Below are 26,294 nucleotides of genomic sequence, written 5' to 3'. Positions count from 1 at the left end.
TTCCTAGGCCCGGCACGTGTCGATGATCGTCGCCGCGGCGGCGTCGACCGGCACGTCGGCGCGCGTCGAGCTGGCCCGGTCGCGCACTTCGACGACACCGTCCGCAAGCCCCTTGCCGACGACGACGATCGTCGGCATGCCGAGCAGTTCGGCGTCTTTGAACTTCACTCCCGGCGACACCCCCGAGCGGTCGTCGAGCAGCACGACCAGCCCTGCCCCGCTCAGTTCGGCGGCGAGCTTCTCGGCGAAGCCGGCCACCTCGTCGCCACCCTTGCTGGTGGAGACGATGTGCACGTCGGCGGGCGCGACCGATCGCGGCCAGCACAGGCCGAGATCGTCGGCGGTGGCCTCGGCGATGGCCGCGACGCAGCGGCTGACCCCGATCCCGTAGGAGCCCATCGTCACCACCACCTGCTTGCCGTGCTGGTCGAGCACGTTCAACCCGAGGGCGTCGGCGTACTTGCGCCCGAGCTGGAAGATGTGGCCGATCTCGATCCCGCGGGCGATCTCGAGCCCGGAGGCACAACGCGGGCAGGGATCGCCGTCGTGCACCTCGGCGACGTCGATCACCCCGTCGGCCGCGAAGTCGCGCCCGGCGACGAGGCCGGTGACGTGGCGACCGGGATCGTCGGCTCCGGTGACCCAGCTCGTCCCGGGCATCACCCGCGGGTCGAGCAGGTAGCGGATGCCACTCGACGCACTGCTGCCGAGGGCGCCGGGGCCGATGTAGCCCTTGACCAGGCTCGGGTGGCTGGCGAAGTCCTCGTCGCTGAACGGCGCAGGCTCGGCCGGGGCCACCTTGGCCTCGAGCCGTTTCACGTCCACCTCGCGGTCGCCGGGCAGGCCGATGGCCAGCGGTTCCCGGCTGCCGTCGGGGTGGCGCAGCATGACGACGACGTTCTTCAGCGTGTCCGCCGCCGTCCACTGGCGGTCGTCACGGGAGAGGTCGGCGCGGGTGTTCAACAGGTCGACGAGCGTGGCGATGGTCGGTGTGTCGGGAGTGTCGACGACGCGTGCCGCCGGCGGCGCGTCGTCGGACGTCTCCTTCTGCAGGCGCACCTCGACCGCTTCGGTGTTGGCCGCGTAGTCACACGCAGTGCAGCGCACGAAGGAGTCCTCACCGACGTCGAGCGGGGCGAGGAACTCCTCGCTGGCCGACCCACCCATCGCGCCCGACATCGCCGACACGATCACGTAGGGCAGGCCGAGGCGGTCGAACGTGCGCTGGTACGCGACGCGGTGCGCGTCGTAGGACTGCTGCAGGCCGGCGTCGTCGACGTCGAAGCTGTAGGAGTCCTTCATCACGAACTCGCGGCCCCGCAGCAGCCCGGCGCGCGGCCTGGCCTCGTCGCGGAACTTCGTCTGGATCTGGTAGATCCGCAGGGGCAGGTCCTTGTACGAGGAGTAGAGGTCCTTCACGAGCAGGGTGAACATCTCCTCGTGGGTCGGAGCGAGCAGGAAGTCGGCACCGCGCCGATCGCGCAGGCGGAACAGGTTCGGCCCGTACTCGGTCCAGCGGTTCGTCGTCTCGTAGGGCTCGCGGGGCAACAGTGCGGGGAAGTGGACCTCTTGGAAGTCGGCGGCATCCATCTCGGCGCGTACCACCGCCTCGACCTTGCACAAGGTGCGCCACCCGAGGGGCAGCCAGGTGAACCCTCCGGGGGCGGCGCGGCGGATGTATCCGGCACGCACCAGCAACCGGTGGCTGCGGACCTCGGCGTCGGCTGGATCTTCCCGCAGGGTGCGCAAGAACAGCCTGGACATCCGCAACAACTGGCCCGTCGGCATCCGCACGAGGCTACCGGGCCGCGCTCGCGGCCCGCCCGGTATACTCGGGTGTCCTCAACGTTCGACGAGCGGAAGGCGTGGGCTTCGGCTCACGCCTTCTTCACTGAATGAAGTCAAGACTGCGAAAGGGGTGACCCCATGGCGAGTGCCGAGACGAAGGAAAGCCCACTCGTGGCGCGCGTCATGCCCCTCGTCACCCCGATCGTCGACGACTTGCAGCTAGAGCTGCACGACTGCGAGTTCGCCGGAGGCGTCTTGAAGGTCACCATCGACACCCCTGCGGGCTCACCAGGTGGCGTCGACCTCGACGTGCTCGCCCTCGCCACCAGGTTGATCTCCCGTGAGCTCGATCACGTCGACCCGATCCCGGGCCACTACACCCTCGAGGTCACGAGCCCGGGCGTGGAACGCGTGCTGCGCCGGCCGGAGCACTTCCGCCGTGAGCTGGGCAAAGAGGTGGCCGTGAGGCTGCGCGACGTGGTGAAGGGGGAGCGCCGAGTGCAGGGCAGCCTCGTCGCTGCCGACGAAGAAGGCATCGTCGTCGCCGTCGGCTCCGACCCGGCAGCGCAAGCCGGCGAGCGCCACATCCCCTACGACCAGATCGATCGGGCGCGCACGGTGTTCGTGTGGGGCCCGGCGCCGAAGCCCGGCCAGCGCCAACCTGAGCGCGCCCGTCCGGCGACCAAGGAGGCCCCGGCGTCATGAGCAACCTCGACATGGCAGAAGCCGTGAAGATGCTGGCCACCGAAAAGGGCATCTCGGTAGACACGTTGCTGCACGTGCTCGTCGACGCGCTGGCAACCGCGTACAAGCGCCGCCCCGGTGCGGCCGAAGAGGTCGAGGTGTCCCTCGACCCGGACACGCTCGACATCGCGTTCACCGCCTACGACGTCGACGAGGACGGCAACTGGGTGAACCCGCGCGACGACACGCCAAAGCGCGACGAGCTCGGCCGCATCGCCGCGCAGACGTTCCGCCAGGTGATGAGCCAGCGCATCCGTGAGGCCGAGCGCGACCGCAAGTTCGAGGAGTACGCGAACCGCGAGGGCGACATCGTCACCGGCATCATCCAGCAGACCGACAGCCGGTACACGCTGCTCGACCTCGGCAAGGTCGAGGCGCTGCTGCCCCAGGCCGAGCAGGTCTCCTTCGAGCGCCCCGACCCCGGAGCCCGGGTCAAGGCCTACATCGTCGAGGTGCGCCGCACGGCCAAGGGCCCCCAGATCGTCGTCAGCCGTACCCACCCCGGGCTGATCAAGCGGCTGTTCGAGCTGGAGGTGCCCGAGATCGCCGACGGCGTCGTCGAGATCAAGGCCTGCGCGCGCGAGCCTGGCCACCGCACCAAGCTCGCGGTGTGGTCGAACGACCACAACGTCGACCCCGTCGGCGCGTGCGTCGGCGCCCGCGGCGGCCGGGTGCGCATGGTGGTCAACGAGCTGCACGGGGAAAAGATCGACATCGTGCCGTTCAGCGAGGACCTTCCCGACTTCATCGCGAAGGCTCTGTCGCCGGCGAAGGTGAAAGAGGTGCGACTCAGCGCCGACTACACCCAGGCCGACGTGATCGTGCCCGACTTCCAGCTGAGCCTGGCGATCGGCAAGGAAGGCCAGAACGCCCGCCTCGCGGCGCGCCTCACCGGCGTGCGCGTCGACATCAAGTCCGAGTCCCAGCTCGCCGACGAAGAGGCCGGCATCTACACCGTCGACGAGGACACCGAGTACGCCGAGGGCGAGTGGGTGGCCAACGCCGAGACGGGCGACATGGAGTGGCACGCCGCCGACGGCACGGTGATGAGCGCCGAGCAGTGGCGCGAAGAGGCCGTCGCCGCCGCCGACGACACCTCCGGCGCCCGGCCCGACGCGCCCAAGGCCGCGCCCGACGACGCCGCGCCCGACGCCGCCGCGCCCGACGCCGCCGCGCCGGCGACCGCCGAAGACGCGACCTCGACCGACGACACGACCTCGACCGAAGACGCGACCTCGACCGAAGACGCGACCGAGTCCACGACCGGGGGGCAAACCTGACCGGCGCGACGACCGACCCCATTCGCACCTGCGTCGGGTGTCGGACGCGGCGCCCCCAGCACGAGCTGGTGCGGTGCGCGCTCGGCCCGGCCGGCACCGTCAGCGTGCAGCGCGGCGCGCCGGGACGCGGCGCTTGGCTGTGCATCGGGTCGAGGGAGTGTTTCGAGCAGGCCCTGAAGCGCCGCGGTTTCGAACGTGCCTGGCACAAGCCGGTGCAAGAGGGCACCCTCGATGCCCTGCGTGTGACGTTGGGGATGTCCGATGTCAGAGATCAGCTGCCAGAATTGCAGGTCGTCGGGCACCGCCGGCCCGCCGAAGCGATGAAGGACTGAACGCCGAGTGTCGAAGAACATGCGCGTGCACGAGCTCGCGAAAGAGCTCGGGATGACGAACGGAGAGGTCGTCGACCTCTGCGGCAAGCTCGGCATCGGCAACGTGAAGAGCCACTCGTCCTCGCTCGCCGAGGCCTACGCCGACATGGTGCGGCGCCGGGCCGAGCGCGACGGCCTGACCCGCGACGAGCAGCCAGAAGAGCCAAAGCCGGTGAAGCCGGTGAAGAAGGCTGCGCCGAAGAAGGAGGCTGCTCCGAAGAAGGACGCGGCGCCGAAGAAGGCAGCGGCCAAGAGCGCGCCGGACGAGTTCGCAACGGCGCCCGCTCCTGCCGAGACCCAGCCCGCGCCCGCCGCGGAGCAGCCGCCGGCGCCCGCCGTCGAGGTGCCCGCACCAGACGTGCCGGTCACTCCGGTGGCGCCTGCAGAGGTCGAGCTCACCCCTCAGCCGGCGCCGGTCCCCGAAACCGTGGCCGAGGCTGAGGCCACACCGCCCCCGGCGCCCGCCCCGGCCCCGGCTCCGGCTCCCGAACAGGTCGCCCCGCCCGCCCCCGTCGCTCCGGTGGCGCCGGCGGAAGAAGAGCGGCCCGCGGCGACCGAGGTGGTGTCCCCGGCCCAGGTGGAGCCCGAGCACCGCATCGTGTCCTCACGCACCATCGCTCCGCTGCCGCCGATTCCCGCTCCCGCTCCCGCCCGCGCGGCTCCCGAGCCGACGCGCGTCGCTCCGACGCGCCCTGCGCCCGTCGAGGCTCCGGCGGCCAAGGTCGCCCCGGCACCGACGTCGCCGCCTCCTCCCGTGTCGCCTTCGGGTCGCCAGATCCCGCCGCCGCCGGGTCGCCCTCTGTCGCCGACGGGTCGTCCGATCCCGCCGCCTCCCGGCGGTCCTCGCGCTTCGCGCCCCGCAGGCCCTTCCGCGAGGCCAGGTAGCGGCCCCCGCCCGAGCGGTCCCGGCGGACCGCGCCCCGGCGGCCCGGGTGGCCCGCGCCCTGGCGGCGCGCGTCCGGGCGGCGGCTATGCCGGCGGACCCGGCGGTGCCCGCCCCGGCGGCGGCTACGGCGGTGGCCCTGGCGCACCGCCGCGTGGCCCAGGAGGGCGACCGAGCGGCCAGCGCCGCGCCCCGCGAAAGGGCGGGCGTCGTCGTCGCCGCAGCCTGGAAGAGCTCCAGCCGCAGTCGATGACGTCGTACTCGCCGACGGACGCACCGGTGCCCGAGGGCACGATCGTCATCGAGCGTGGCGTCTCGGCCCAAGAGTTCGCTCCCAAGCTCAACCGCACCGCGGCCGACGTGGTGAGGTTCTTGCTGAAGAACGGCGAGATGGTCACCGCGACCATGACGCTCGCGGACGAGCAGATGGAGCTCTTCGCGCTCGAGGTCGGCGCCGACTTGTTGCTCGTCGACCCGGGCCAGCAAGAAGAGATGGAGCTGCAGGCGCTGTTCGACGACAGCGACGACGACGACGAGGACGCGCAGCGCCCGCGGCCGCCGGTGATCACCGTGATGGGCCACGTCGACCACGGCAAGACCACCCTGCTCGACCACATCCGCCACGCCAACGTGGTCGCCGGTGAGGCGGGAGGCATCACCCAGCACATCGGTGCGTACCAGGTGGTGCAAGACGGTCGCCGGATCACGTTCATCGACACCCCCGGTCACGCCGCGTTCACGAAGATGCGCGCTCGTGGGGCGCAGGTGACCGACATCGTGGTGCTGCTCGTCGCGGCCGACGACGGCGTGATGCCCCAGACCGTCGAAGCGATCAACCACGCGAGGGCGGCCGAGGTGCCGATCGTGGTCGCGATCAACAAGGTCGACAAGGAGAACGCCGACGTCCAGCGCGTGCTCTCCCAGCTCTCCGAGCAGGGGCTCGTCCCCGAGTCATGGGGTGGCGACACCATCTGTGTCGAGATGGCGGCCTCGCAAGGACTCGGCGTGGACGACTTGCTCGAGCAGCTGAGCGTCGTCGCCGAGCTCGAAGAGCTCACCGCCAACCCGACCGGGCGGGCCAAGGGCATCGTGCTCGAGGCGAACCTCGACGTCGGTCGTGGCCCGGTGGCCACCGTGCTGGTCGACAAGGGCACGTTGAAGGTCGGCGACCCGATCGTCGCCGGCGCCGCGTGGGGCCGGGTCAGGGCGCTGCTCGACGACAAGGGCCAGCAGGTGAAAGAGGCCGGCCCGTCGGCCCCTGTGCAGGTGCTCGGGTTGTCGTCGGTGCCGAACGCCGGCGACGAGTTCCGGGCGGCGCCGGACGAGAAGACCGCTCGCGCCGTCGGCGACGCCCGCGAGCAGATCCAGCGGCTGCGCAACCAGCGCGGCGACGCCCGCGTGCAGAAGGGCGTCAAGTTGGAGGACATCTTCAACCAGATCCAGTCCGGCGAGGTCGCCACCTTGAACCTGGTGCTGAAGGCCGACGTGCAGGGCTCCCTCGAAGCCGTCACCGAGAGCCTGCGCCGCCTGGAGCGCGAAGACGTCAGGCTCGCCTTCGTGCACCGCGCGATCGGCGGGATCACCGAGAACGACATCACGCTCGCGGCCACGACCAACGCCACGATCATCGGCTTCAACGTCCGGCCCGATCGCAAGGGCCGCGAGCTCGCCGACGCCGAAGGCGTCGAGATCCGCGAGTACGAGATCATCTACAAGCTGCTCGAGGACATCGAGCGGGCGATGGTCGGCATGCTGGCTCCCGAGTTCGAAGAGGTCGTCACCGGCGAGGCCGAGGTGCGGGAGGTGTTCCGTGTGCCCCGCATCGGCGGCATCGCGGGCTGCTACGTGCGCAGCGGGCAGATCACGCGCGGCTCGAAGGTGCGCTTCCTGCGTGACGGCGTCGTCATCTGGAAGGGTGCCATCCAGTCGCTGCGGCGATTCAAGGACGACGTGCGTGAGGTCCGGGAGGGCTTCGAGTGCGGCATCGGGTTGTCCGACTTCCAGGATCTGAAGCAGGGCGACCTGATCGAGACGTTCGAGGAGCGGGAGATCCCCCGCACCTAGGGCCTCGGTAGGGTGGCATCCATGGCCTCCCCCCCGCGACGCCGGCCGACCAGCACCCACCGCTACCCGCGCAGCGCCCGCCTCGGGGTGTCGTTGCGCCAGGTCATCGCCGACGAGCTGGTGCGCATCGACGACGAGCGGTTGACGTTCGTCACGATCACGACCATCGACGTCGACAACGAGATGAACCGCGCGATCGTGTACTTCGATTCACTGTCCGGCGAGGACGGCGACGACGAGATCATCGCCGCGCTGAGCGACCACAGAGTGCGCCTGCAGGGTGCCGTCGCCAGGCAGATCCGTTCCAAGAAGACACCTGTGCTCACGTTCCGTCCCGACGAAGTGATCCGCGCGGCCGAGCGCATCGAGCAGATCTTGCGTACCGACGCCCCCCGTCGCCGGGTCGCCGACGAACCCGGCGCCGAGGACACCGCCTGATGGGGCGAGGCCGGCCGGCCACCACCCACGGGCTGGCGGTGGTCGACAAGCCGGCGGGCGTCACCAGCCACGACGTCGTCGACATGGTGCGCCGGCGGTTCCACGAACGCCAGGTCGGCCACGCCGGCACCCTCGACCCCGACGCCACCGGAGTGCTGCTCGTCGGGGTGGGCCAGGTGACGAGGCTGCTGCGCTTCCTGACCGCGCTCGGCAAGTCGTACACCGGCGAGGTCGTGCTCGGCGTCGAGACGGCGACGCTCGATGCGGCCGGCGAGGTGACCGCCACCCACGAGATGTCGACGGTGACCCTGCAAGACGCGCGACGGGTGGCCGCGGAGCATCTCACCGGTCGGATCATGCAGGTGCCCCCGATGGTGTCGGCGCTGAAGGTCGGCGGTCGCCGCCTGCACGAGCTCGCCCGTGAGGGGATCGAGGTCGAGCGCGAGCCGCGCCCGGTGACGGTGAGTCGCTTCGAGATCGCGCCCGGCGACGTCGAAGGAGTGCTCCGGATCGACGTCAGCTGCTCGTCGGGGACCTACGTGCGCTCGCTCGCGGCCGATCTCGGACGCCTGCTCGGAGGCGGCGCCCATCTGCGGAACCTGCGCCGCACCGCAGTCGGACCATTCACGGTCGCCGACTCGGGCCCGCCGGCCGACTGCGTGCTGCTCACCCCCCGCGAGGCGCTGCGCGGCATGGCCGAGGTGGTCGTCGACGAGACCACCGCGGCGCTCGTCGCCCACGGTCGGGTGCTCGACACCTGGACGGGTGAGGGACCTTGGGCGGTGGTCGACACCGGGGGTGCCTTGCTCGCGGTCTACGAGGCGTTCCGTGAGGGCCTCGCCAAACCGGCCGTCGTGCTCGCCGCGTCACCCACCGGGTAGCGTCACGCAACGTGCGCGTGTTCGCCGATGCCGATCGACGTCCTTGGCCCGGTGAACGCTGCGTGGTCACGATCGGCGCGTACGACGGCGTCCACCTCGGCCATCAAGCGGTGATCCGCGAGGTCAACGAGCTCGCCGCCGCATGTGGCTGCAAGTCCGTCGTCGTCACCTTCGACCAGCACCCGGCGGTGGTGGTGAGGCCGGAGTCGGCGCCGATGCTGCTCACCGACACCGCGCTGAAGCTCGAGCTGCTCGCGACCACCGGTATCGACGGCACCTACGTCGTGCACTTCGACGAGAAGCAGGCGGCCGAAGAGCCCGCCGACTTCGTGAGGCGGGTGCTCGTCGACGCGCTAGGGGTGCGCACCGTCGTGGTGGGGGAGGACTTCCACTTCGGACGGCACCGGTCGGGCAACGTCGCGCTGTTGCGCGAGCTCGGTGCCGAGTGTGACTTCGACGTGCAGCCGATGCCGCTCGTGGCGCGAATCGACGGCATCGACGAACCGATCAGCTCGACAGCCATCCGCCGCGCGCTCGCCGGGGGAGACGTGGAGATCGCGGCGCAGATGCTCGGCCGCCCGTTCGAGGCGAGGGGAGTGGTGGTGCCCGGCGACCAGCGCGGCCGGTTGCTCGGGTTCCCGACGGCGAACGTGGTCGTCCCGAGCGAGATCTGCCGGCCCGCCGACGGTGTGTACGCGGGCTGGTACGAGCGTCCCGACGGCAGCGTCCACGCCTGCGCGATGAACCTCGGCCGCCGGCCGACGTTCTACGAGCACGCCGGCGCGTCGATGCTCGAGGCCCACCTGCTCGACTTCGACGGCGAGCTGTACGGCGAGCAGGCGCGCGTCAGGTTCACGAACTTCTTGCGCAGCGAGCGCAAGTTCGACGGGGTCGACGCCCTGGTGGCTCAGGTGAAGCTCGACATCGAGCACGCCCGCGCCGCACTCGGGGCGTAGCGTCCGCTAGTCGAACGCCGGCCAGACCACCGAGCCGTCGTCGCCGTAGAGGCCACGTACGAGGTCGGGATCGAAGCGGCCCTCGATCGCCGGCGCGGTGTCGCCGAACAGACCGATCTCGTGATAGGCGTCGACCTCGGCCTGCAGGCCGGACTCGTGCGGGACGCCGGGAAAGCTGTCCTGCGGCGTGGTGTCGAGGATCAGCTGCGCCTCGACCTGCCAGCGGAACACCTCACCTTCGGGGGACAAGAAGTTGGGGTTGCCGTTCGCGTTGATCAGCGCGAGGGCCACGGCGGAGGCCGCGGCCGGGTCGGCGAGAGACTCTGCGAGGCCCTTCATCGCCGCGCGCATGAAGTCTTCCGCCGCCGTCGGATGCTCGGTGAGGAAGGTGGCGTTGGTGTAGATGATCCCGAAGCTGCCCGGCACACCGAACTCGCTCGGGTCGAACAGCGTGAACGGGACTCCCGCGCGCTCGAGCTGACCAGGCTCGTTGCTCTTGTAGCCGGGGAACCCGACGATGTCGGGCAGCTCGATGTGGACGAGCGGGTCGAACCCTTCGATGAGCACCGTCTCGTAGTCCCGGCCCTCGATCAGGTCTGCCCCGGCGAGCATCGCGGCCACGCTCGGGGTGATCTTGCCCTTCACCCCGATGGTGGTGCCGCGCAGGTCTTCGAGGGTTTCGGCCTCTCCTTCCTTCACGATCAGGCTGTCGATCGCGGTGTGGCCCTCGACCGCGAGCACCACGAACTCGGCGTCGTTCGCGTTTGCGAAGTTCAGCACCTCGCTGAACGAGCCACCGGAGGAGAACTGGGCATCGTTCGCCGCGATCAGCGGGTAGTTGGTGGTGGAGAAGCTGGGCTTGACGGTGACGTCGAGACACAGGTCGTCGAAGTAGCCGCGCTGCTCGGCGACGAGCACCTCGACGATCGAAGCGGTGGCCGCGAAGTCGAAGCTCGACAGGAACGTGATCGGCCCCGCCGCGCGGTTCGCCACGCAACGGCTGTCCGGGAAGGCGGCGCCGGCGACGACGTCTTCGATGTCCTGGGGTGCGGACGTCCCTGGCTCGGCGCCGTCGTCGCCGCCGCAGGCGCCGAGTACGCCGAATGCGAGGGCGCCGAAAGCGACGATGGCGACGGTCTGGCGGGTTCTGGTCATGTTGCGCTGGCGCGTCACAGCAGTGCCTTTCGGGCAGAGAAGCGATGGGTTTTGTGCCAGCGCACGGCGGGGTGCTCCGCTGCGTGCGAGAAGGCCAGCGGCCCCCCACTTCGTCCGTGCGCCGCTCACCCTACATACCGATCGTCGGCTCGCGCCGAGCGGGTCATGGGCCGAGACGACGCTGCGAGGCGTGCCAGCGGAGCAGGATCCGCTCGGCGACGGTGATGAGGGCCAGTCCGAGCGCACCGAGGAGTGCGGTGCAGAGAATCGAAGCCCAGAGCGGATCGCCTTCGTTGAACGCCTGTGCCCGCCGGCCGATCGCGCCGAGCCCCTGGTTGGAGAGCGCCGCACCTTCGGCGAAGTACGCCGCGGCGAGGGCGAGGCCGAGCGAGTACCGAGCGGTGGACATGAGCGTCGGCAGCGCCGAGGGCAGCCGCAGCCGCCACAGGATCTCGCCGGCCGACGCGTCGACGCTGCGCAGCAGCTCTTGGGCCGCCGGATCCGCCGAACGCAGCCCGGTCACCATCGCGAACGTGAAGGCTGGCAAGCTGACGAACGCGACCACGAACAGCACCGGGCGGGTCCCGGCGCCGAGCCACAGCACCACCGACGAGATGTAGGCGACCCAGGGTGTGACGAGCACCAGCGTGAGCACGGGAGCGGCGGCTTCCTCGGCGAACCTGCTGGCGGCGAGCAGCGTGCCGAGCACCAGCGCGGCGGCGAGCGCGATGGCGAGCCCGACGAGCGCATGCCAGCCGGTGACGAGCGCGGCGCGGGCGTAGACCCCTGGCGTGTCGGCGAGCTCGGCCAGGATCGCGCTCGGGGCGCGCAACACGTAGGGCTTCACGTCGAACGCCGCGACGACCAGCTCCCAAAGGAGGAGGAACACCACCAGCCCGAAAGCTCCGGCGAGCGGGGCCCGGAACCTGGTCCAGTGCCGCCTGTTCACCGTCCGGCCCCCTCGTGCAGCAGGTGCCGCAAGCGGCTTTCGAGGGCGAAGAAGGCGGGGTCGTCCTCGACCTCGGGTCGGCGAGGGTGGGCGAGGTCGATGTCGACCGTGCCGACGATCCGTCCCGGGCGCTGAGACAGCACGGCCACCCGATCGCTGAGGAACACCGCTTCGGCGAGCGAGTGGGTGACGAACACCACGGTGGTGTCGAACTGCTCGCAGAGACGCACGAGGAGGTGGCGCATGTCGGTGCGCGTGATCTCGTCGAGCGCGGCGAAGGGCTCGTCCATCAAGAGGATCGGCGCGCCGAGGGCGAACGCCCGTACGAGCGCCACCCGCTGGCGCATCCCGCCGGAGAGCTCGTGGGGATACGCATCGCGGAACTCGGCGAGGCCGACCTCGTCGAGCAACGCCACCGGGTCGGGGCCGTCGCCCGGGTTCGCGCGCTTGTTGACGTCGAGTAGCAGGCGGGCGTTGGCTTCGACGGTGCGCCACGGCAGCAGTGCCGGGGCCTGGGGGACGAACCCGATCCGCTTCGCGGCACGTGCGACGGCGGGCGGCCGCCCGCCGACGAGCACCTCGCCCGAGCTCGCCCGCTCGAGGCCGGCGATGAGACGCAGCAGCGTGGTCTTGCCGCTGCCGCTCGGGCCGAGCAGGGTGAGCACCTCGCCGGGGCTCATCGTCAGCTCGATCGGATCGAGAGCGACGAGGTCGCCGAAGCTCTTCTGCACGCCGTGCAGTTCGACGACCGGCAACACCGGCGTGAGGGTACCGGTTGTTCGTGGCCATCGACCCTCGTAACATGCCTGGGTCCGTCGTAGCCCCGGCCATGCAGCCGGCCACGCTCCGGCGCGATGCCGCCTGGCCGTCGGCCAGGGGCGACCTCCTCACCGCAGGAAGGCAACACACCATGGCCAAGACCGACTCGATGAAGCCGGGAACCATCGACGAGCACCGTCTCCACTCGTCCGACACCGGATCGCCCGAGGTCCAGATCGCGCTCCTCTCGGACCGCATCAATCACCTCACCGACCACCTGAAGACCCATCCCAAGGACCACCACAGTCGCCGTGGGCTGCTGATGCTGGTCGGTCGCCGGCGCCGCATGCTCGACTACGTGAAGGACCGCGACGTCCAGCGCTACCGCGACATCATCGCCAAGCTCGGTCTGCGCCGGTAGCATCCAGCAGAACGGGCCCGCACCAGGTGCGGTCCGTTCTCACATCACCGAGCGGCAACGAGTCGGTTGTCAGTCGATGGTCCCGCGGCCCCCGGTCGCCGCGTGGTTGCCGACTGGGAACCGGCCCGCCGCTCCAATTGGTCCGCCCGGGAGACAACGGGCGTGGCCGGAAAGGAAGCGCAACATGGCCGATGCCATTCGCGTGTCGGGGGCCATCGATGGCACCGACAAGACCCTGTCGTTCGAGACCGGCAAGCTCGCGCTCCAGAGCCAGGGTGCCGTCGTCGCCACCATCGGGCGCAGCACAGTGCTCGCCACGGCGAACGCAGCCAAAGACGTCCGTCCGGGCGTCGACTTTTTCCCACTCACCGTCGACGTCGAGGAGCGGGCGTACGCCGCCGGCAAGATCCCCGGCTCGTTCTTCCGTCGCGAGGGCCGACCGACCGAAGAGGCCATCCTCACGTGTCGGCTGACCGACCGGCCGCTGCGGCCGGCGTTCGCCAACGGTTTCCGCAACGAGACCCAGGTCGTGCTCACCGTGATCGGCGCCGACCAGACGAACCCCCATGACGTGCTCAGCATCAATGCCGCGTCCGCGGCGCTGATGATCAGCGGGATTCCCTTCGACGGTCCGATCGGTGCGGTGCGCCTTGCGTACAGCCAGTCGGGCGAGTGGATCCCCCACCCCACCTACACCGAGTCGGCAGAGGCCACCTTCGAGCTCGTCGTCGCCGGCCGTGAGCTGGCGAACGGCGACGTCGCCGTGATGATGGTCGAGGCCGGTGGCAGCGTGAAGAGCTTCGAGTACTACGAAGCCGGCGCGCCGAAGGTCACCGAAGACGTCGTCGCGCAGGGCCTGGAGGCCGCGAAGCGGCCGATCTCGGCATCGATCGGGCTCCAGCGCCAGCTCGTCGCCTCGGTCATCGCCACCCACGGTCCGATCGTCCCGCTCGAGTTCACCCCGGTGCTCGACTACGGCGACGACGTGTTCGCCGCCGTCGAGCGCGTGGCCACGCCACTGCTCTCTACTGCCGTCACCATCTCTGCGAAGGCCGAGCGCAACGCAGCCACCGACGCGGCCTCGGCCGCCGCGGTCGCCGAGCTCGCCGGCACCGCCGACGCTCCGGGCGAGTTCGCCGGGCGCGACAAGGAGATCCGCGAGGCGGTGCGCAGCCTCACGAAGAAGCTCGTGCGCAAGCGGATCGTCGAAGACGGAGTCCGCATCGACGGCCGTGGCCCGCGCGACCTGCGCCCGGTGTCGGCCGAGGTCGGCTTGTTGCCCACCGCGCACGGCACCGGTCTGTTCCAGCGTGGCGAGACCCAGGTGCTGAACGTCTGCACCCTCGCGATGCCGCGCATGAACCAGCTCATCGACTCGCTGTCGCCGGAGAACACCAAGCGCTACCTGCACCACTACAACATGGCGCCGTGGGCTAACGGTGAGACCGGGCGCGTCGGTTCCCCCAAGCGGCGTGAGATCGGCCACGGCGCGCTGGCCGCGCGGGCCGTACTGCCGGTGGTGCCGAGCCAGGAGGAGTTCGCGTACACGTTGCGCCTGGTCTCCGAGGTGCTCAGCTCCAACGGATCGACGTCGATGGCCTCGGTCTGCGCGTCGAGCCTGTCGTTGATGGACGCCGGCGTCCCGATCAAGGCCGCAGTGGCCGGGATCGCGATGGGGCTGATCTACGCCGAGGGCAAGTACCTCGCTCTCACCGACATCCTCGGTGCCGAGGACGCGTTCGGCGACATGGACTTCAAGGTCGCCGGCACCTCCGACGCGGTGACGGCGCTGCAGCTCGACACGAAGATCGACGGCATCCCCGCCGACGTGCTCGCGGCCGCGCTGCAGCAGGCCCGCGAGGCCCGCCTGTCGATCCTCGAAGTGATGAACGCGACCATCGCCTCCCCACGTGCCGAGGTGGCCGAGAGTGCGCCGAAGATCACGTCGATCACCATCCCGCTCGACAAGGTCGGAGAGGTGATCGGCCCCAAGGGCAAGGTGATCAACACGATCCAGCAGGAGACAGGTGCAGACATCGCTGTCGACGACGACGGCGTGGTCGGCATCGTCACCATCGGTGCGGTCGACGCTTCGAAGATGGAAGACGCGAAGAGCCGCATTCTCGCCATCGTCGACCCGCCGAAGGCCGAGCTCGGTGGCATCTACCTCGGCCGGGTGGTGAACATCACCAAGTTCGGTGCGTTCGTGAACATCCTCCCCGGCCGTGACGGGCTCGTGCACATCTCCAAGCTCGGTCGCGGCAAGCGCGTCGCGTCGGTCGAGGACGTGCTCCAGCTCGGCGAGGAGATCACCGTGCGCGTCGACGACATCGACGACAAGGGCAAGGTGAGCCTCACCCCGATCTACGAAGACGGCGACGACGGCGACGGCGGTGATGCCCCCTCGGCCCCCAGGGCCCGGCAGCGCTCGGAGCCGAACGGCGACGGTGAGGCGCGCTCGCGTTCCGCAGCCGACGACGCCAGCCGTGGCGCGGTGGCGGTCAGCTTCGACGACGCCTTCGACGAGGAGATCCGCCAGGTCCACGGTGACCTCGGCCCCGCCGGGGCCGACGACCGCAAGCCGCCGCGTGACGATTCACGCCACGACGACGATCGCCGGGCCAGCCGGCGCCGTCACCGCTGAGCGGTCGAGCGGTGGATCAGCACCGCATCACCGTCCTCGACAACGGTCTGACGGTGGCCACCGAGCACGTGCCAGGCGCGCGCTCGGTGGCCATCGGTGCTTGGGTGGGCATCGGGGCCAGGGACGAACCGGGCGAGCTCGGCGGTGTCGGCCACTTCCTGGAGCACGCGCTGTTCAAGGGCACCGCCACCCGGTCGGCGCGCGACATCGCGAGCCTCGTCGAGACCGTGGGCGGTGACGTCAATGCGTTCACCGCGAAGGAGTACACCGCGTTCTACTGCCGCCTGCCCGCGTCGCACCTCGCGCTCGGGTTCGAGGTGCTTGGCGACCTGCTGGTGCGGGCCGAGCTGCGCGACGACGACGTCGAGAGCGAGCGGCACGTCATCTTGGAAGAGCTGGCGATGGACGACGACAGCCCAGAAGACGTCGTGCACCGGGTGCTCGCCGAGCTCGTCTTCGCGTCCCATCCGCTGGGGCGCGACACCGCCGGCTCGATCGAGACCGTCTCCGCGATCACACCCGACGCGCTGCGCGCGTGGTTCGCCGAGCGTTACCGCCCCGACGTGATGGTGCTGTCCGTGGCCGGCAAGATCGACCACGACCACGCGGTCGAGGCTGCCCAGGGCGCGTTCGGTCACATGGAATCCGGCTCCGGCCGCCCACGACGTGCAGCGCCGGCTGTGATGGGCCCGGCCGAGGTGGCGGTCGACGACGACACCGAGCAGGTGCACCTTGCACTCGGCATGCGCGCGCCTGCTCGTGAGCATCCCGACCGGGCGGCGCTCGACGTGCTCGCTCACGTCGTCGGCGGGGGGCCGGCGAGCCGGCTGTTCGACAGCATCCGCGAGCAGCGTGGGCTCGCCTACAGCGTGTACTGCGCCACCTCTGCCTATGACGACGCCGGGGCGCTCACGGTGTACGCGGGTACCGGTCGCGAGCACCTCGACGAGCTGCGCCTGCTGGTCGACGAGGAGCTGGCCGCAGTCGCCGCCCGGGGGATCGAGCCCGCCGAGCTGGCTGTGGCCAGCGGATACCTGTGCGGCTCGTACGAGCTCGGCCTGGAGGATCCCGGGGCCAGGATGTCGCGCCTCGGGGCTCAGCTCGTCACCACCGGCCGGGTGCGCCCCGTCGACGAGCAGCTCGCGCGGTGGGCGGCGGTGAGCCTCGCCGACGTCGCTCGCCTGGCCGCCGAGCTGCTCGGCGGGCACCGGGTGACGGCCGTGGTCGGTCCGGCGGCGACGTGACAGACTGGCCCCCATGGGCTTCCTCGACAAGGCGAAGGACACGATCTCGAAGGCGACCGAGACCGCCAAGGACAAGATCGACGACGTGAAGGACAAGCGTAAGGTCGACGACCTGCTCGACGACCTGGGTCGCATCGTCTATCGCCAGCGCACCGACCGCGGACGGCCCACGGACGACGCCGACATCTCGCGCCTCGTGGCCGAACTGCAGGCGCTGGAAGCAGAGGGGACCGACATCGGTTCGGGCCGCGATGGTGACGACACCGGCGGTCAACCGCTGCCGCCGCCCACCCCTGCCGAGTGAGCGAGATCCGCGTCGGCGTCTTCGGCGCCGGCGGGCGAATGGGTGCCACGGTGTGCGCTGCCGTAGTCGCGCAGCCCGGCCTGAAGCTGGTCGCCGCCGTAGACCCGCGAGCAGCTGGTGAGCCGCTGCACGGGCTGACGATCGGCGCCGATCCGCGCACGCTCGCCGATGCCGGTGTCGACGTGGCCGTCGACTTCACGGTGGCCGAGGCCGCACGCACCAACTTGCAGTGGTGCGCGTTGCACGGCATGAACGTGGTGGTCGGCACCACCGGGATGACCGACGACGAGGTCGAGTCGCTGGCCGGCGCGTTCACCCGGTCGGGGTGCCTGATCGCGGCCAACTTCGCGATCAGCGCGGTGCTGATGATGCACTTCGCGCAGGTGGCGGCGCCGTTCTTCGACACCGCCGAGATCGTGGAGCTGCACCACGACGCGAAGCTCGACGCGCCGAGCGGCACGGCGCTCGCCACAGCGCGGCGGATGAGCGAGGCCAGGCGAGGTGCGGGCGACCTCAAGCCGTGGTCGCCCGACCCCACCCGGCACGTGGTCGCCGAGGGAGCGCGGGGCGCCGACGTGGACGGCGTGCGGGTGCACGCCGTGCGGATGCGCGGCATGGTCGCCCACCAAGAGGTGATGCTCGGCACCACGGGGCAGACCCTGACGATCCGGCAGGACAGCTACGACCGGGAGAGCTTCATGCCGGGAGTGATGTTGGCCGTGCGGTACGTCGTCGACCACCCGGGGCTGACCGTCGGGCTCGAGCCCGTGCTCGGTCTGCTCGGGCGTTGACCGCGCTCGGCCGGTTTGCCGGGGTCAGCTCGCGGCGCTGAGCGCGGCGTCGTAGTCGGGCTCCTGGCCGATGCTCGGCACGAGCTCGCGGTGCACGACGGTGCCCGACTCGTCGATCACGACCACGGCACGGGCCAGCAGGCCGGCGAGGCGGCCGTCGACCATCTTCACCCCGTAGTCCTCGCCGAAGGAGCTGCGGAACGTGGAACCGGTCAACACGTTGGCGATCCCCTCGGCACCGCAGAAGCGGCCAAGTGCGAACGGCAGGTCGGCCGACACGCACACGACGACGGTGCCGCCCAGTCCGCCGGCACGCTCGTTGAACGTGCGCACGCTCGTGGCGCATACGGCGGTGTCGATGCTCGGGAAGATGTTGAGCACCACCTTGGAGCCGGCGAGGGAATCCTTCGTGATGTCGGACATGTCGGCCGCGGTGACGGTGAAGTCCGGAGCGGGGGCGCCGACGGCGGGCAGCTCTCCGGTGGTGTGAACGGGGTTGCCCCCGAGGGTGGTCTCGGCCATGGAGATGGTCTCCCTTTCGGACTTCAGCGGCAGACGGTGGACGTGCCGTGGCGGCGGGCGAGCTCTTCCTTCAGACCCTTCGCGCCGTAGGCGGCGACGATGCGGTCGGCGGGGAGCAGGTCACGTTGGGCGGTCACGTCGCGTGCGAACGCGTCGATGCATCGCTCGGGCTCGATGTTCGCGGCGGCGAGGATCGCCCCGGTGCAGCCGAGCATCCCGGCATAAGCGAGCACCGTTGCCCGGCCCACGTAGTACGGCTTCTTGAAGGCGGCGAGCGTCTCCAACATCCGTGCGGTGTCGCCGGTGGAGTCCTTCAGCCCGGCGACCTTGATGGCCTTCAGGTCCTCGATGCTGATCCCGGGCGGGGACTGCTCGGGCCAGTGGTAGGCGAGCACCGGCATCGAACCGGCAGCAGCGACCACTTCGCCGTAGAACTCGCGCACGTCGCCCTTCGACGGCGAGAGCACCAGCGCCGCGCTGGCCCCGTGCTCGCTCGCCCGGGCGGTGAGGTCACGCACGCTGACGCCGGCGGCGAGGTCGCCCGTGCCAAGGATCACGGGGGTGGTCGCCGGTACCGCGCTGCGCACGGCGTCGAAGAGCTGAAGCCGTTCCTTCATCGACAGGTGCGAGGCCTCGCCGGTGGTTCCGGCCACGACGACGGCCTGTACCCCTCGCTCGACCAGATGGGCGCCGTGGCGGGCCGTGGCGGCGTTGTCGACGTGGCCGTGCTCGTCGAACAACGTGACCAGCGCGACGCCGACACCGGTGAAGACGGGCTGCTCATTGGCCATGGATGGTGCCTCCTCGGGGGCTGCGACGGGGGTGACGGGTGGTGAGGGCCGGCTTCGAGAGGTCCGCTCGCCCCGCCGCCCGAAGGCGACCTTTCGGCTCGGAGTCCGTCTCGGCTGTCGCTGCCGCCGTGTCGGCGGCGCTCCCTCCCATGGGGCTGCACCGTAGCGCGAGTGACCGTCGAACGGACAGGGACCATGGACCGCAGTGGGACCCATGGCGGCCGACCCGGAGGTGCTCAGCCGACGGGATCGTCGTGACCGGGATGCTCGTGCAGCGGATCCTCGATCTCCTCGATGATCTCGGGCAGCCCGCGCCGCACGCGCCCGGCCGACTGGAGGATCGACAGCAGGAACAGCCCGCCGACCACCCACCACTGGTAGTCCTCGAGCCAGTCGAGGAACGAGCGGATCTGGTCCTCGAAGATCTGCCCACCCACCCACAGCACGACGAGCTTGGCGGCCACGCCGAAGGCGAGCAGGACGCAGAAGCGCACGGGTGGCATCCGTCGATGGCCGGCCATCAGGCACACGAGGTTGCTGCCGGGCATGACGAGCACGAGCAGCCAGCCCGCCCGGTCGATGCCGGTCTGGAACCAGCGGTAGATGGCCGGCATCTCGCCGATCTGGCCCTCCGTCCAGTCGATCGCCCGCCGCCCGTACCAGCGCCCGAGGAAGAAGAGCACGAAGCCGGCGATGTACACGCGCACGAAGCCGATGGTGGCGTAGGGCAACGCGTCGATGTAGGGGACCGAGCCGAACAGGTTGCGGTTGCGGCTGGACAGCGCGAGCGTCAGCGCCGGTCGTTCGTCCACCCAGGCGGGGCCGATGTTGGAGCCGAAGGTGCCGGCGGCCAACAGCACTCCCGCGGCGACGAGCACCGATCTCCGGGCGAGGGCAGAGGGGTTCGGATGCGGGCCGACAGCCGCGCCGGGCACGCCATCGGCAGACACCAGATGCACCATACTGGGCTTCACGAAGATCCGTCAGGGGGACTGCGATGCTCGGGTTGATGCAGGACGTACCGCTCACCATCACGCACTTGTTCGACCGCGCCGAGCAGTACTTCGGGCACAAGCGACTGGTCACCGCGACCGCCACGGGCCGTGAGCGCACGACGTATTCCTCCTGGGCGGAACGCACGAGGAGGCTCGGGGGAGTGCTCGACGACCTCGGCATCTCTGCCGCCGGGCGGGTGGCGACGTTCGCGTGGAACACATCGAGGCACCTCGAGCTGTACTTCGCCGCCCCGTGCACCGGGCGTGTGCTGCACACGCTCAACATCCGCCTCTTCCCCGAGCAGCTCGAGTACATCGTCAACCACGCCGAGGACGAGGTGATCTTCGTCGACCGCTCACTGCTCGCCCTGCTCGCCCCGCGGCTCAAGTCGTTCACGACGGTCAGGCACCTGGTGCTGATGGACGACGGCAAGGGCGACGTGCCAGACGACCTGGCCGGCATCGCGCTGCACCAATACGAAGAGCTGCTCGGCGCCGCTGCGCCCGTCGAGTTCCACGTCGACGACGAGTGGCGCGCGGCGAGCATGTGTTACACGAGCGGCACCACCGGCAACCCCAAGGGTGTCGTCTACACGCACCGCAGCACGTTCCTGCACACGATGGGAGCGATGACCGCCGATTCGCTCGGCGCCCGCGAGAGCGACACGATCCTGCCGGTGGTGCCGATGTTCCACGCGAACGCGTGGGGGCTCGCGCACGCCGGGGTGGCCACCGGCGCCAACATGGTGATGCCCGGTCCCGACCTGTCGGGAGCTGCCATCGCCGACCTGATCGTCGAAGAGGCGGTCACCGTCGCCGCCGGCGTGCCGACGATCTGGATGCAGGTGCTGCCCGAGCTAAAGGGGCGTGACACGTCCAGCCTGAGGGCGATCCCGTGCGGCGGCTCGGCGGTGCCGAAAGCGCTCTCGGAGGCCTACCGGGAACAGCTCGGGCTGCCCATCCTGCAGGCGTGGGGGATGACCGAGACCAGCCCGATCGCGGCCGTGTGCACCCTCGACGCCGAGGAGCACGACCTGCCCGCCGAGCAGCAGGCGGATCTGCGCACGATGGTCGGGCGGATCGCGTTCGGCGTCGAGTGCCGCGTGGTCGAGCCCGACACGTCGTCGCCCGTGCCCCGCGACGGCGAGACGAGCGGCGAGCTGCAGTGCCGCGGCAACTGGATCGCGGCGACGTACTACAACGACGCCCGCGCGGCGGAGAGCTTCACCGGGGACGGCTGGTTGCGCACCGGCGACGTGGCGACGATGGACCCGAAGGGGCGCATCCGCCTCGTCGATCGCACCAAGGACCTGATCAAGTCCGGCGGGGAGTGGATCTCGTCGGTGGAGCTGGAGAACGAGCTGATGGCTCACCCGGCGATCGCCGAGGCGGCCGTGGTCGGCGTGCCCCACCCCCGCTGGTCGGAGCGGCCGCTCGCCTGCGTGGTGGTCGCCCCCGGCGCCGAGCTGACCAAGCAGGAGGTGCTCGACTACCTGGCGCCGAGGGTGGCGAAGTGGCAGCTCCCCGACGACGTCGTGTTCATCGACGAGGTACCGAAGACGAGCGTCGGCAAGTTCTCGAAGAAGACCCTGCGCGACCGCTTCGCCGACTACGTCCTGCCCACGACCTAACCCGCGTTCTCGGTCGGATCCGTCGCGCTATGTGTCACAAATCCGACCGAGAACTTGGGGGGAGAGCGGGTTACACGCGGCCGAAGGCTGCTTCGGCGAGGGGCAGGGTGCGCTTTTGCAGTTCGTCGACGCTCAGGTGCTCGGGGTTGCCCTCCAAGATGTCGAGCGCGACGTGGCGCAGCTTGCTCACCCGGCGCAGCTCGGCGACCACCGAACCGACCCCGGCGAGCACCACCGGCGAGGTGTCGTCGCCCACCGCGGACCGCACACCGGCATCGACCGCCCGTAGGAAGCGGGCCAGATCCTCGTCGACGTCGTGCTCGTCGCCGGCGGGTCCATGGCTCGCCGCGGCGACACGGCCGCCCGAGACCCTGCCCGACGCCTGAGCGCGCATGCGCGCATCGCGCCTGACGAACCAGTTCGCGTCCTGCATCGAATGCGGCACGCCGTCGAGGTCGACCTCGGCCGCGGTGTAGCGGGTGCACCGGACGAGGCGTACGTCGTGCTGGCTGAGCGCGAGCACCCAGTAGCCGTGGTCCGTGGCGAGCACCCTGCGCAGCGGTTCGAGGTTCGCCGTACGCGCCACCGTCACCTGTTCGGCGGCGTCGACCGGGAACCGGAACGCGCGAAGCCCGCCGCGGTGCACGATCACCGCCAGGCCGGATTCGAGGTGTGACCAGAACTGGCTGTCGTCGAGCAGCGCCCGAGCGGGCGCGAGGAGCGTTGCCGTGTCCGGGCCGCGCAGGCCCTGTGACTCGAGCTGGTCGGCCGCGTCGTTGAGCAGGTTCTTGAACCGGATCGGGTCCTGGTCGCGCTCCCGGCCGGCACGGTGGGTCGGCAGATAGATCGACACGCACGGCGCTTCGACCGCGGCCTCGAGATCGTCGAGCACCACGGTTGAGATGGCATCCATCATGATCGGAGGTCCTCCTTCTCCCGCCCACCATGGCCCGCCGGTGCAGGCCGGGCAAGAGGACATGGTCCGCGAATCCTCCGGGCGGGCGGCGTCGTATGTATCCTCGCCGCCGATGCGGAATCTCGATCGGGCGCTGTGGCGCAGCGCGCTGGGGCGGGTCGTTCCTGTGGCGGCAGTGGTGCTGCTCGTCGCCGGGTGCGGTGGAGACGACGGCGGCGGCGAGGACGGCACCGAGACGACGGCCACGTCGGGATCGCCGGCGCCGGATACGACGCCGAGCCCGCCGAGCCCGCCGGGGCCGGCGGTGACGGTGCAGGCCCTCGACAACTCGTTCCGTCCGGAGACCGTGACCGTCTCCGTCGGTACCGAGGTGCTCTTCGACAACCGGGGGCGCAACGACCACAACGTGCTCCCCTCCGACGGGGGCGACGAGTGGGGGGTGCAGGTGGAGGAGTTCCGCCCCGGTGACCAGTACACGGTCACCTTCGACGAACCGGGCGAGTATCCGTACTACTGCTCGATCCACGGCACGGCCGACGTCGGGATGATCGGTACCGTGGTGGTGACCGGCTAGAAACGGGTTACGAAGGTGAGCGGCGCACGGCCAGGCGGGCGCCGAGGGGGAGGGAAACGACATGGGATCACGCCGCGCACTCGCGTTCATGACGGTGGCCGCGCTCGCGTTCGCCGGCTGTGGGGGTGACGACGGAAGTGGCGGTGACTCGACCGAGACACCCTCCACCGAGACCCCGTCCACCGACGCTCCGGCCACCGATGCGCCGGCCACCGACGCGCCCGCGACCGACGCGCCGGCCAGCGACGCGCCCGCCACCAACGCGCCCGAAGGTGATGCCGACGGGGTGCTGAACGTGCCCGAGGAGTACCCGACCATCCAGGCCGCGGTCGACGCTTCCGAGCCCCACGACCTCGTGCTCATCGCCGCCGGCACGTACAACGAGGCCGTCAACGTGGAGACGAACGAGCTCACCATCCGCGGCGTCGACCGCAACACGGTGATCCTCGACGGCGAGTTCGAGCTCGACAACGGCATCCGCGTCCTCGGCGCGAACGGGGTGGCGATCGAGAACATGACCGCCATCAACTACACGTTCAACGGCTTCTTCTGGACCGGTGTCGAGGGCTACCGCGGCTCGTATCTCACGGCCTGGCGAAACGGCGACTACGGCATCTACGCGTTCGACTCCGTGAAGGGCCAGCTCGAGTACTCGTACGCCGCGGGCAGCCCCGACGCCGGCTTCTACATCGGCCAGTGCTACCCGTGCGATGCCGTGATCGACACGGTGGTGTCGGAGCACAACGGGCTCGGCTACTCCGGCACCAACTCGGGCGGCAACTTGACGATCGTGCGCTCGACGTTCAACAACAACCGCGCCGGCGTGGTGCCGAACAGCGGTAGCTACGAGCTCTGCTACCCCGAGCGTGAGACGACGATCGTCGGCAACGTGGTGCACTCCAACAACCAGGCGGACACGCCCGCGATCGACGTCGCCATCCTGGCGATGGGCAACGGCATCCTGTCCGCGGGCGGCGTAGCCAACGTGATCGAGCGCAACCTGGTGTACGACCACGACAAGACCGGCATCGGCCTGGTGCCCTTCCTGGAGGAAGACCCGAGCGACACCGAGCCGACCGAAGAGGACTGGGCCGTACCCTGCGACGAGACCAAGGATGACGTGCCGGGAGAGGTGACCGGGGCGATCATCTGGAACTCGAAGAACAACGTCGTGCGCGACAACGTGCTCGAGGACAACCGGGCGGCCGACATCGCCGTCGGCGTGGCCGAAGGCGACGGCTCCGGCCTCGGCAACTGCTTCGCCGGCAACACCTTCACCCTCTCCGCGCCGACCGACCTCGAGGCGCTCGCGCCGTGTGACGCAGCGGGTGCAGGCGACTGGACCGCAAACGCGCTGAACGTGGTGGAGTGGCTGGTCGAGGCGGAGACCCGACCACCTTCGGTCCCCTTCGAAGAGGCCGAACTGCCCGAGCGCCCGACGCTCGACAACATGCCCGACGCGGCCACCGCCCCCGCCCGACCGGCCACTGACGTTCCCTTCGCGGTCGACCTCGACGCGATCGCGGTGCCGGTCAAGCCGTCGTGAGCCTGCGCGCCGGCGGGGTGATCGCCGCGGCGCTGCTCACGATCACAGCCTGCTCGGACGGTGCGGGGGGTACGCACTCCGCGCCTCATGGCGAGGCATTCCCCGTGGCGCCAGCGGCGCTGGCGGGTACACCCGACGCGGTCGTCACCGGGCCGCAGGGGCGTGACCCGCAGTTCGTCGTGCGCTGCGGGCTGAGCCACGTCGCGCCCGACGACCCGATCGTCTACCCGGGTGAACCCGGCGCGTCCCACATGCACACGTTCTTCGGCAACCGTGCCGCATACGCCGAGGCCACGTACGACTCGATGCAGGGGGCGGCGACGTCTTGTGAGCAGCGTCTCGACACCGCGTCGTACTGGGCGCCGGCGCTGCTGCGTGAAGGGCGGATGGTCGAGCCGATCGAGGCGGTGGCGTACTACCGCGCCGGCGCCGGCATCGACCCGACCACCGTCGAGGCCTACCCGCCGGGGCTGATGATGATCGCCGGAGACCCGACGGCGACCTCGCCCCAACCGCTCGCGGTCGTCTCGTGGTCGTGTGGCACCAGCTCGGCCCGCTCGGAGGTGCCCCCGGAGTGCCCCGCTCAGCGGGGGCTGCGCCTGCTCGTCACGTTCCCCGACTGCTGGGACGGCGAGCGCCTCGACACTGTCGGTCACCGTGACCACGTGCACTACTCGAGCGGTGGTGGTTGCCCGCCGAGCCATCCGGTGGCGATCCCCCAGCTCACCCTGACCGTCTCGTACCCGGTGAGCGGCGATCCCGCGGGGCTCGCACTCGCGTCCGGGGGCGTGCTGTCGGGCCATGCCGACTTCGTGAACGCCTGGGACCAGGACAAGCTGGCCACCGAGGTGCGCCTGTGCCTGCACCGCGGCGTGGTGTGCGGCGTGTCGAGCGGGCGGGTGAACGGCTAGCTACATCCGCCCGGCGTCGATGACCCGCTGCAGGAACTGGGCGGTGCGCGGCTCGCGGGGGTTCGCGAAGATCTGCTCGGGTGCGCCGTCTTCTAGGATCCGGCCGCGATCGAGGAAGCAGACCCGGTCGCTGATCTCGCGGGCGAAGCCCATCTCGTGCGTGGCGAGGATCATCGTCATCCCGTTGCGCTTCAGCTCACGCACGACGTCGAGCACCTCACCGACGAGCTCGGGATCGAGCGCGGAGGTGATCTCGTCGAGCAGCATCACCTCCGGTTGCATCGCGAGGGAGCGAGCGATGGCGACGCGCTGCTGCTGGCCGCCCGAGAGCTGGTCCGGGTAGGCGTGGGCCTTGTCGGCCAGCGCGAACCGGTCGAGCAGCGCCATCGCCGCCGCGTCGGCGTGCGCTCGATCCACGCCCAACACCTTGCGTGGGGCCAGCGAGACGTTGTCGAGCACTCGCATGTGCGGGAACAGGTTGAAGCTCTGGAACACCATGCCGATGCGACGCCGCACCGGGTTCGGGTCGCGGCCCGGCTCGCTCACGTCTACGCCGTCGAGCAGCACCCGGCCGTCGTCGATCGGTTCCAGCAGGTTGATGCAGCGCAGCAGCGTGCTCTTGCCCGAGCCGGAGGCACCGATCAGCGAGATCACCTCGCTCTCGGCCACGGCGAGGCTGATCCCGTCGAGCACGACGTTGCCGCCGAACGCCTTCGAGACGGCGTCGACGACGATC

Annotated in this window: 25 protein-coding genes; 16 read left to right on the top strand and 9 right to left on the bottom strand. The window is 70.3% G+C overall.

The features are described from left to right. Nucleotides 1-3 precede the first annotated feature (3 nt). Nucleotides 4-1,764, bottom strand: a complete 1,761-nt coding sequence (locus IPM43_02665; GenBank protein ID QQS26307.1) for a proline--tRNA ligase — start codon at nt 1,762-1,764, stop codon at nt 4-6. 162 nt (nt 1,765-1,926) lie between these two features. On the opposite strand from IPM43_02665, the gene IPM43_02660 reads away from it, so the two are divergent. The 7 genes from IPM43_02660 (at nt 1,927) to IPM43_02630 (ending at nt 9,405) form a co-directional block, all read left to right on the top strand. Further along, nucleotides 1,927-2,493 (top strand): ribosome maturation factor RimP, encoded by a 567-nt coding sequence (locus IPM43_02660; GenBank protein ID QQS25303.1) that lies wholly within the window; start codon nt 1,927-1,929, stop codon nt 2,491-2,493. Continuing rightward, a complete protein-coding gene (gene nusA, locus IPM43_02655) occupies nt 2,490-3,812 on the top strand; it encodes a transcription termination/antitermination protein NusA (protein QQS25302.1) in 1,323 nt (440 codons plus the stop codon). The genes IPM43_02660 and nusA overlap by 4 nt, the downstream gene beginning before the upstream one ends. Nucleotides 3,813-3,880: 68 nt before the next feature. Next, a complete protein-coding gene (locus IPM43_02650) occupies nt 3,881-4,144 on the top strand; it encodes a YlxR family protein (GenBank protein QQS26510.1) in 264 nt (87 codons plus the stop codon). Between the two features lie 19 nt (nt 4,145-4,163). Continuing rightward, nucleotides 4,164-7,130 (top strand): translation initiation factor IF-2, encoded by a 2,967-nt coding sequence (gene infB, locus IPM43_02645; GenBank protein QQS25301.1) that lies wholly within the window; start codon nt 4,164-4,166, stop codon nt 7,128-7,130. Nucleotides 7,131-7,151: 21 nt separating this feature from the next. Continuing rightward, nucleotides 7,152-7,568: a 30S ribosome-binding factor RbfA gene (gene rbfA, locus IPM43_02640; GenBank protein ID QQS25300.1), complete on the top strand. Its 417-nt coding sequence runs from the start codon at nt 7,152-7,154 to the stop codon at nt 7,566-7,568. Further along, on the top strand, nt 7,568-8,449 hold the full coding sequence (gene truB, locus IPM43_02635) for a tRNA pseudouridine(55) synthase TruB (protein QQS25299.1): 882 nt from the start codon (nt 7,568-7,570) through the stop codon (nt 8,447-8,449). The genes rbfA and truB overlap by 1 nt, the downstream gene beginning before the upstream one ends. Nucleotides 8,450-8,460: 11 nt before the next feature. Beyond that, complete coding sequence (locus IPM43_02630) at nt 8,461-9,405, top strand: bifunctional riboflavin kinase/FAD synthetase (protein QQS25298.1); 945 nt, start codon at nt 8,461-8,463, stop codon at nt 9,403-9,405. A 6-nt stretch (nt 9,406-9,411) separates the two neighbouring features. On the opposite strand, the gene IPM43_02625 is transcribed toward IPM43_02630, so the two are convergent. The 3 genes from IPM43_02625 to IPM43_02615 form a co-directional block, all read right to left on the bottom strand. Further along, entirely contained in the window at nt 9,412-10,560 is a 1,149-nt protein-coding gene (locus tag IPM43_02625) for an ABC transporter substrate-binding protein (protein ID QQS25297.1), read from the bottom strand. Between the two features lie 163 nt (nt 10,561-10,723). Then, nucleotides 10,724-11,509: an ABC transporter permease subunit gene (locus IPM43_02620; protein ID QQS25296.1), complete on the bottom strand. Its 786-nt coding sequence runs from the start codon at nt 11,507-11,509 to the stop codon at nt 10,724-10,726. Then, entirely contained in the window at nt 11,506-12,189 is a 684-nt protein-coding gene (locus tag IPM43_02615) for an ABC transporter ATP-binding protein (protein QQS26306.1), read from the bottom strand. Before IPM43_02615 ends, IPM43_02620 begins: the two co-directional genes overlap by 4 nt. 230 nt (nt 12,190-12,419) lie before the next feature. Here IPM43_02615 and rpsO point away from each other — a divergent pair, with 230 nt between their 5' ends. From rpsO to IPM43_02590, 5 genes are all read left to right on the top strand, one after another. After that, nucleotides 12,420-12,689 (top strand): 30S ribosomal protein S15, encoded by a 270-nt coding sequence (rpsO, locus tag IPM43_02610; GenBank protein QQS25295.1) that lies wholly within the window; start codon nt 12,420-12,422, stop codon nt 12,687-12,689. Nucleotides 12,690-12,873: 184 nt separating this feature from the next. Next, entirely contained in the window at nt 12,874-15,333 is a 2,460-nt protein-coding gene (locus IPM43_02605) for a polyribonucleotide nucleotidyltransferase (GenBank protein QQS25294.1), read from the top strand. 11 nt (nt 15,334-15,344) lie between these two features. After that, a complete protein-coding gene (locus IPM43_02600; GenBank protein ID QQS25293.1) occupies nt 15,345-16,577 on the top strand; it encodes an insulinase family protein in 1,233 nt (410 codons plus the stop codon). A gap of 13 nt (nt 16,578-16,590) precedes the next feature. Further along, nucleotides 16,591-16,881 carry a hypothetical protein gene (locus tag IPM43_02595; GenBank protein QQS25292.1) on the top strand — a complete coding sequence of 97 codons (291 nt, stop codon included), beginning with the start codon at nt 16,591-16,593 and terminating at the stop codon, nt 16,879-16,881. Between the two features lie 5 nt (nt 16,882-16,886). Then, complete coding sequence (locus IPM43_02590; GenBank protein ID QQS26305.1) at nt 16,887-17,672, top strand: 4-hydroxy-tetrahydrodipicolinate reductase; 786 nt, start codon at nt 16,887-16,889, stop codon at nt 17,670-17,672. A gap of 24 nt (nt 17,673-17,696) precedes the next feature. Here the strand turns inward: IPM43_02590 and tpx are convergent, their stop codons facing one another. The 3 genes from tpx to IPM43_02575 form a co-directional block, all read right to left on the bottom strand. After that, nucleotides 17,697-18,194: a thiol peroxidase gene (gene tpx / locus IPM43_02585; GenBank protein QQS25291.1), complete on the bottom strand. Its 498-nt coding sequence runs from the start codon at nt 18,192-18,194 to the stop codon at nt 17,697-17,699. Between the two features lie 23 nt (nt 18,195-18,217). Continuing rightward, nucleotides 18,218-18,985, bottom strand: a complete 768-nt coding sequence (locus IPM43_02580; protein ID QQS25290.1) for a dihydrodipicolinate synthase family protein — start codon at nt 18,983-18,985, stop codon at nt 18,218-18,220. A 236-nt stretch (nt 18,986-19,221) separates the two neighbouring features. Then, entirely contained in the window at nt 19,222-19,935 is a 714-nt protein-coding gene (locus tag IPM43_02575; GenBank protein QQS25289.1) for a hypothetical protein, read from the bottom strand. Between the two features lie 47 nt (nt 19,936-19,982). Here IPM43_02575 and IPM43_02570 point away from each other — a divergent pair, with 47 nt between their 5' ends. Next, nucleotides 19,983-21,611 (top strand): long-chain fatty acid--CoA ligase, encoded by a 1,629-nt coding sequence (locus tag IPM43_02570; GenBank protein QQS25288.1) that lies wholly within the window; start codon nt 19,983-19,985, stop codon nt 21,609-21,611. 70 nt (nt 21,612-21,681) lie between these two features. Here IPM43_02570 and IPM43_02565 read toward each other — a convergent pair whose 3' ends face one another. Beyond that, on the bottom strand, nt 21,682-22,524 hold the full coding sequence (locus IPM43_02565) for a hypothetical protein (GenBank protein ID QQS25287.1): 843 nt from the start codon (nt 22,522-22,524) through the stop codon (nt 21,682-21,684). 115 nt (nt 22,525-22,639) lie between these two features. On the opposite strand from IPM43_02565, the gene IPM43_02560 reads away from it, so the two are divergent. From IPM43_02560 to IPM43_02550, 3 genes are all read left to right on the top strand, one after another. Then, nucleotides 22,640-23,101 (top strand): cupredoxin domain-containing protein, encoded by a 462-nt coding sequence (locus IPM43_02560; protein ID QQS25286.1) that lies wholly within the window; start codon nt 22,640-22,642, stop codon nt 23,099-23,101. A 61-nt stretch (nt 23,102-23,162) separates the two neighbouring features. Continuing rightward, complete coding sequence (locus IPM43_02555; GenBank protein ID QQS25285.1) at nt 23,163-24,647, top strand: right-handed parallel beta-helix repeat-containing protein; 1,485 nt, start codon at nt 23,163-23,165, stop codon at nt 24,645-24,647. Further along, complete coding sequence (locus IPM43_02550; protein QQS25284.1) at nt 24,644-25,558, top strand: DUF1996 domain-containing protein; 915 nt, start codon at nt 24,644-24,646, stop codon at nt 25,556-25,558. The genes IPM43_02555 and IPM43_02550 overlap by 4 nt, the downstream gene beginning before the upstream one ends. Here IPM43_02550 and IPM43_02545 read toward each other — a convergent pair whose 3' ends face one another. Continuing rightward, nucleotides 25,559-26,293 (bottom strand): amino acid ABC transporter ATP-binding protein, encoded by a 735-nt coding sequence (locus tag IPM43_02545; GenBank protein QQS26304.1) that lies wholly within the window; start codon nt 26,291-26,293, stop codon nt 25,559-25,561. Between the last annotated feature and the right edge of the window lies 1 nt (nt 26,294).

The organism is Actinomycetota bacterium (assembly GCA_016700055.1).
Lineage (GTDB): Bacteria > Actinomycetota > Acidimicrobiia > Acidimicrobiales > Ilumatobacteraceae > Kalu-18.
This window is presented reverse-complemented; position numbering and strand designations above follow the sequence as displayed.

Coding starts and splice junctions, on each gene's coding strand:
- IPM43_02665 (QQS26307.1), bottom strand. CDS start 1,764: ATGTCCAGGCTGTTCTTGCGCACCCTGCGGGAAGATCCAGCCGACGCC.
- IPM43_02660 (QQS25303.1), top strand. CDS start 1,927: ATGGCGAGTGCCGAGACGAAGGAAAGCCCACTCGTGGCGCGCGTCATG.
- nusA (QQS25302.1), top strand. CDS start 2,490: ATGAGCAACCTCGACATGGCAGAAGCCGTGAAGATGCTGGCCACCGAA.
- infB (QQS25301.1), top strand. CDS start 4,164: ATGCGCGTGCACGAGCTCGCGAAAGAGCTCGGGATGACGAACGGAGAG.
- rbfA (QQS25300.1), top strand. CDS start 7,152: ATGGCCTCCCCCCCGCGACGCCGGCCGACCAGCACCCACCGCTACCCG.
- truB (QQS25299.1), top strand. CDS start 7,568: ATGGGGCGAGGCCGGCCGGCCACCACCCACGGGCTGGCGGTGGTCGAC.
- IPM43_02625 (QQS25297.1), bottom strand. CDS start 10,560: ATGACCAGAACCCGCCAGACCGTCGCCATCGTCGCTTTCGGCGCCCTC.
- IPM43_02615 (QQS26306.1), bottom strand. CDS start 12,189: ATGAGCCCCGGCGAGGTGCTCACCCTGCTCGGCCCGAGCGGCAGCGGC.
- rpsO (QQS25295.1), top strand. CDS start 12,420: ATGGCCAAGACCGACTCGATGAAGCCGGGAACCATCGACGAGCACCGT.
- IPM43_02605 (QQS25294.1), top strand. CDS start 12,874: ATGGCCGATGCCATTCGCGTGTCGGGGGCCATCGATGGCACCGACAAG.
- IPM43_02595 (QQS25292.1), top strand. CDS start 16,591: ATGGGCTTCCTCGACAAGGCGAAGGACACGATCTCGAAGGCGACCGAG.
- tpx (QQS25291.1), bottom strand. CDS start 18,194: ATGGCCGAGACCACCCTCGGGGGCAACCCCGTTCACACCACCGGAGAG.
- IPM43_02580 (QQS25290.1), bottom strand. CDS start 18,985: ATGGCCAATGAGCAGCCCGTCTTCACCGGTGTCGGCGTCGCGCTGGTC.
- IPM43_02570 (QQS25288.1), top strand. CDS start 19,983: ATGCTCGGGTTGATGCAGGACGTACCGCTCACCATCACGCACTTGTTC.
- IPM43_02565 (QQS25287.1), bottom strand. CDS start 22,524: ATGGATGCCATCTCAACCGTGGTGCTCGACGATCTCGAGGCCGCGGTC.
- IPM43_02560 (QQS25286.1), top strand. CDS start 22,640: ATGCGGAATCTCGATCGGGCGCTGTGGCGCAGCGCGCTGGGGCGGGTC.
- IPM43_02555 (QQS25285.1), top strand. CDS start 23,163: ATGGGATCACGCCGCGCACTCGCGTTCATGACGGTGGCCGCGCTCGCG.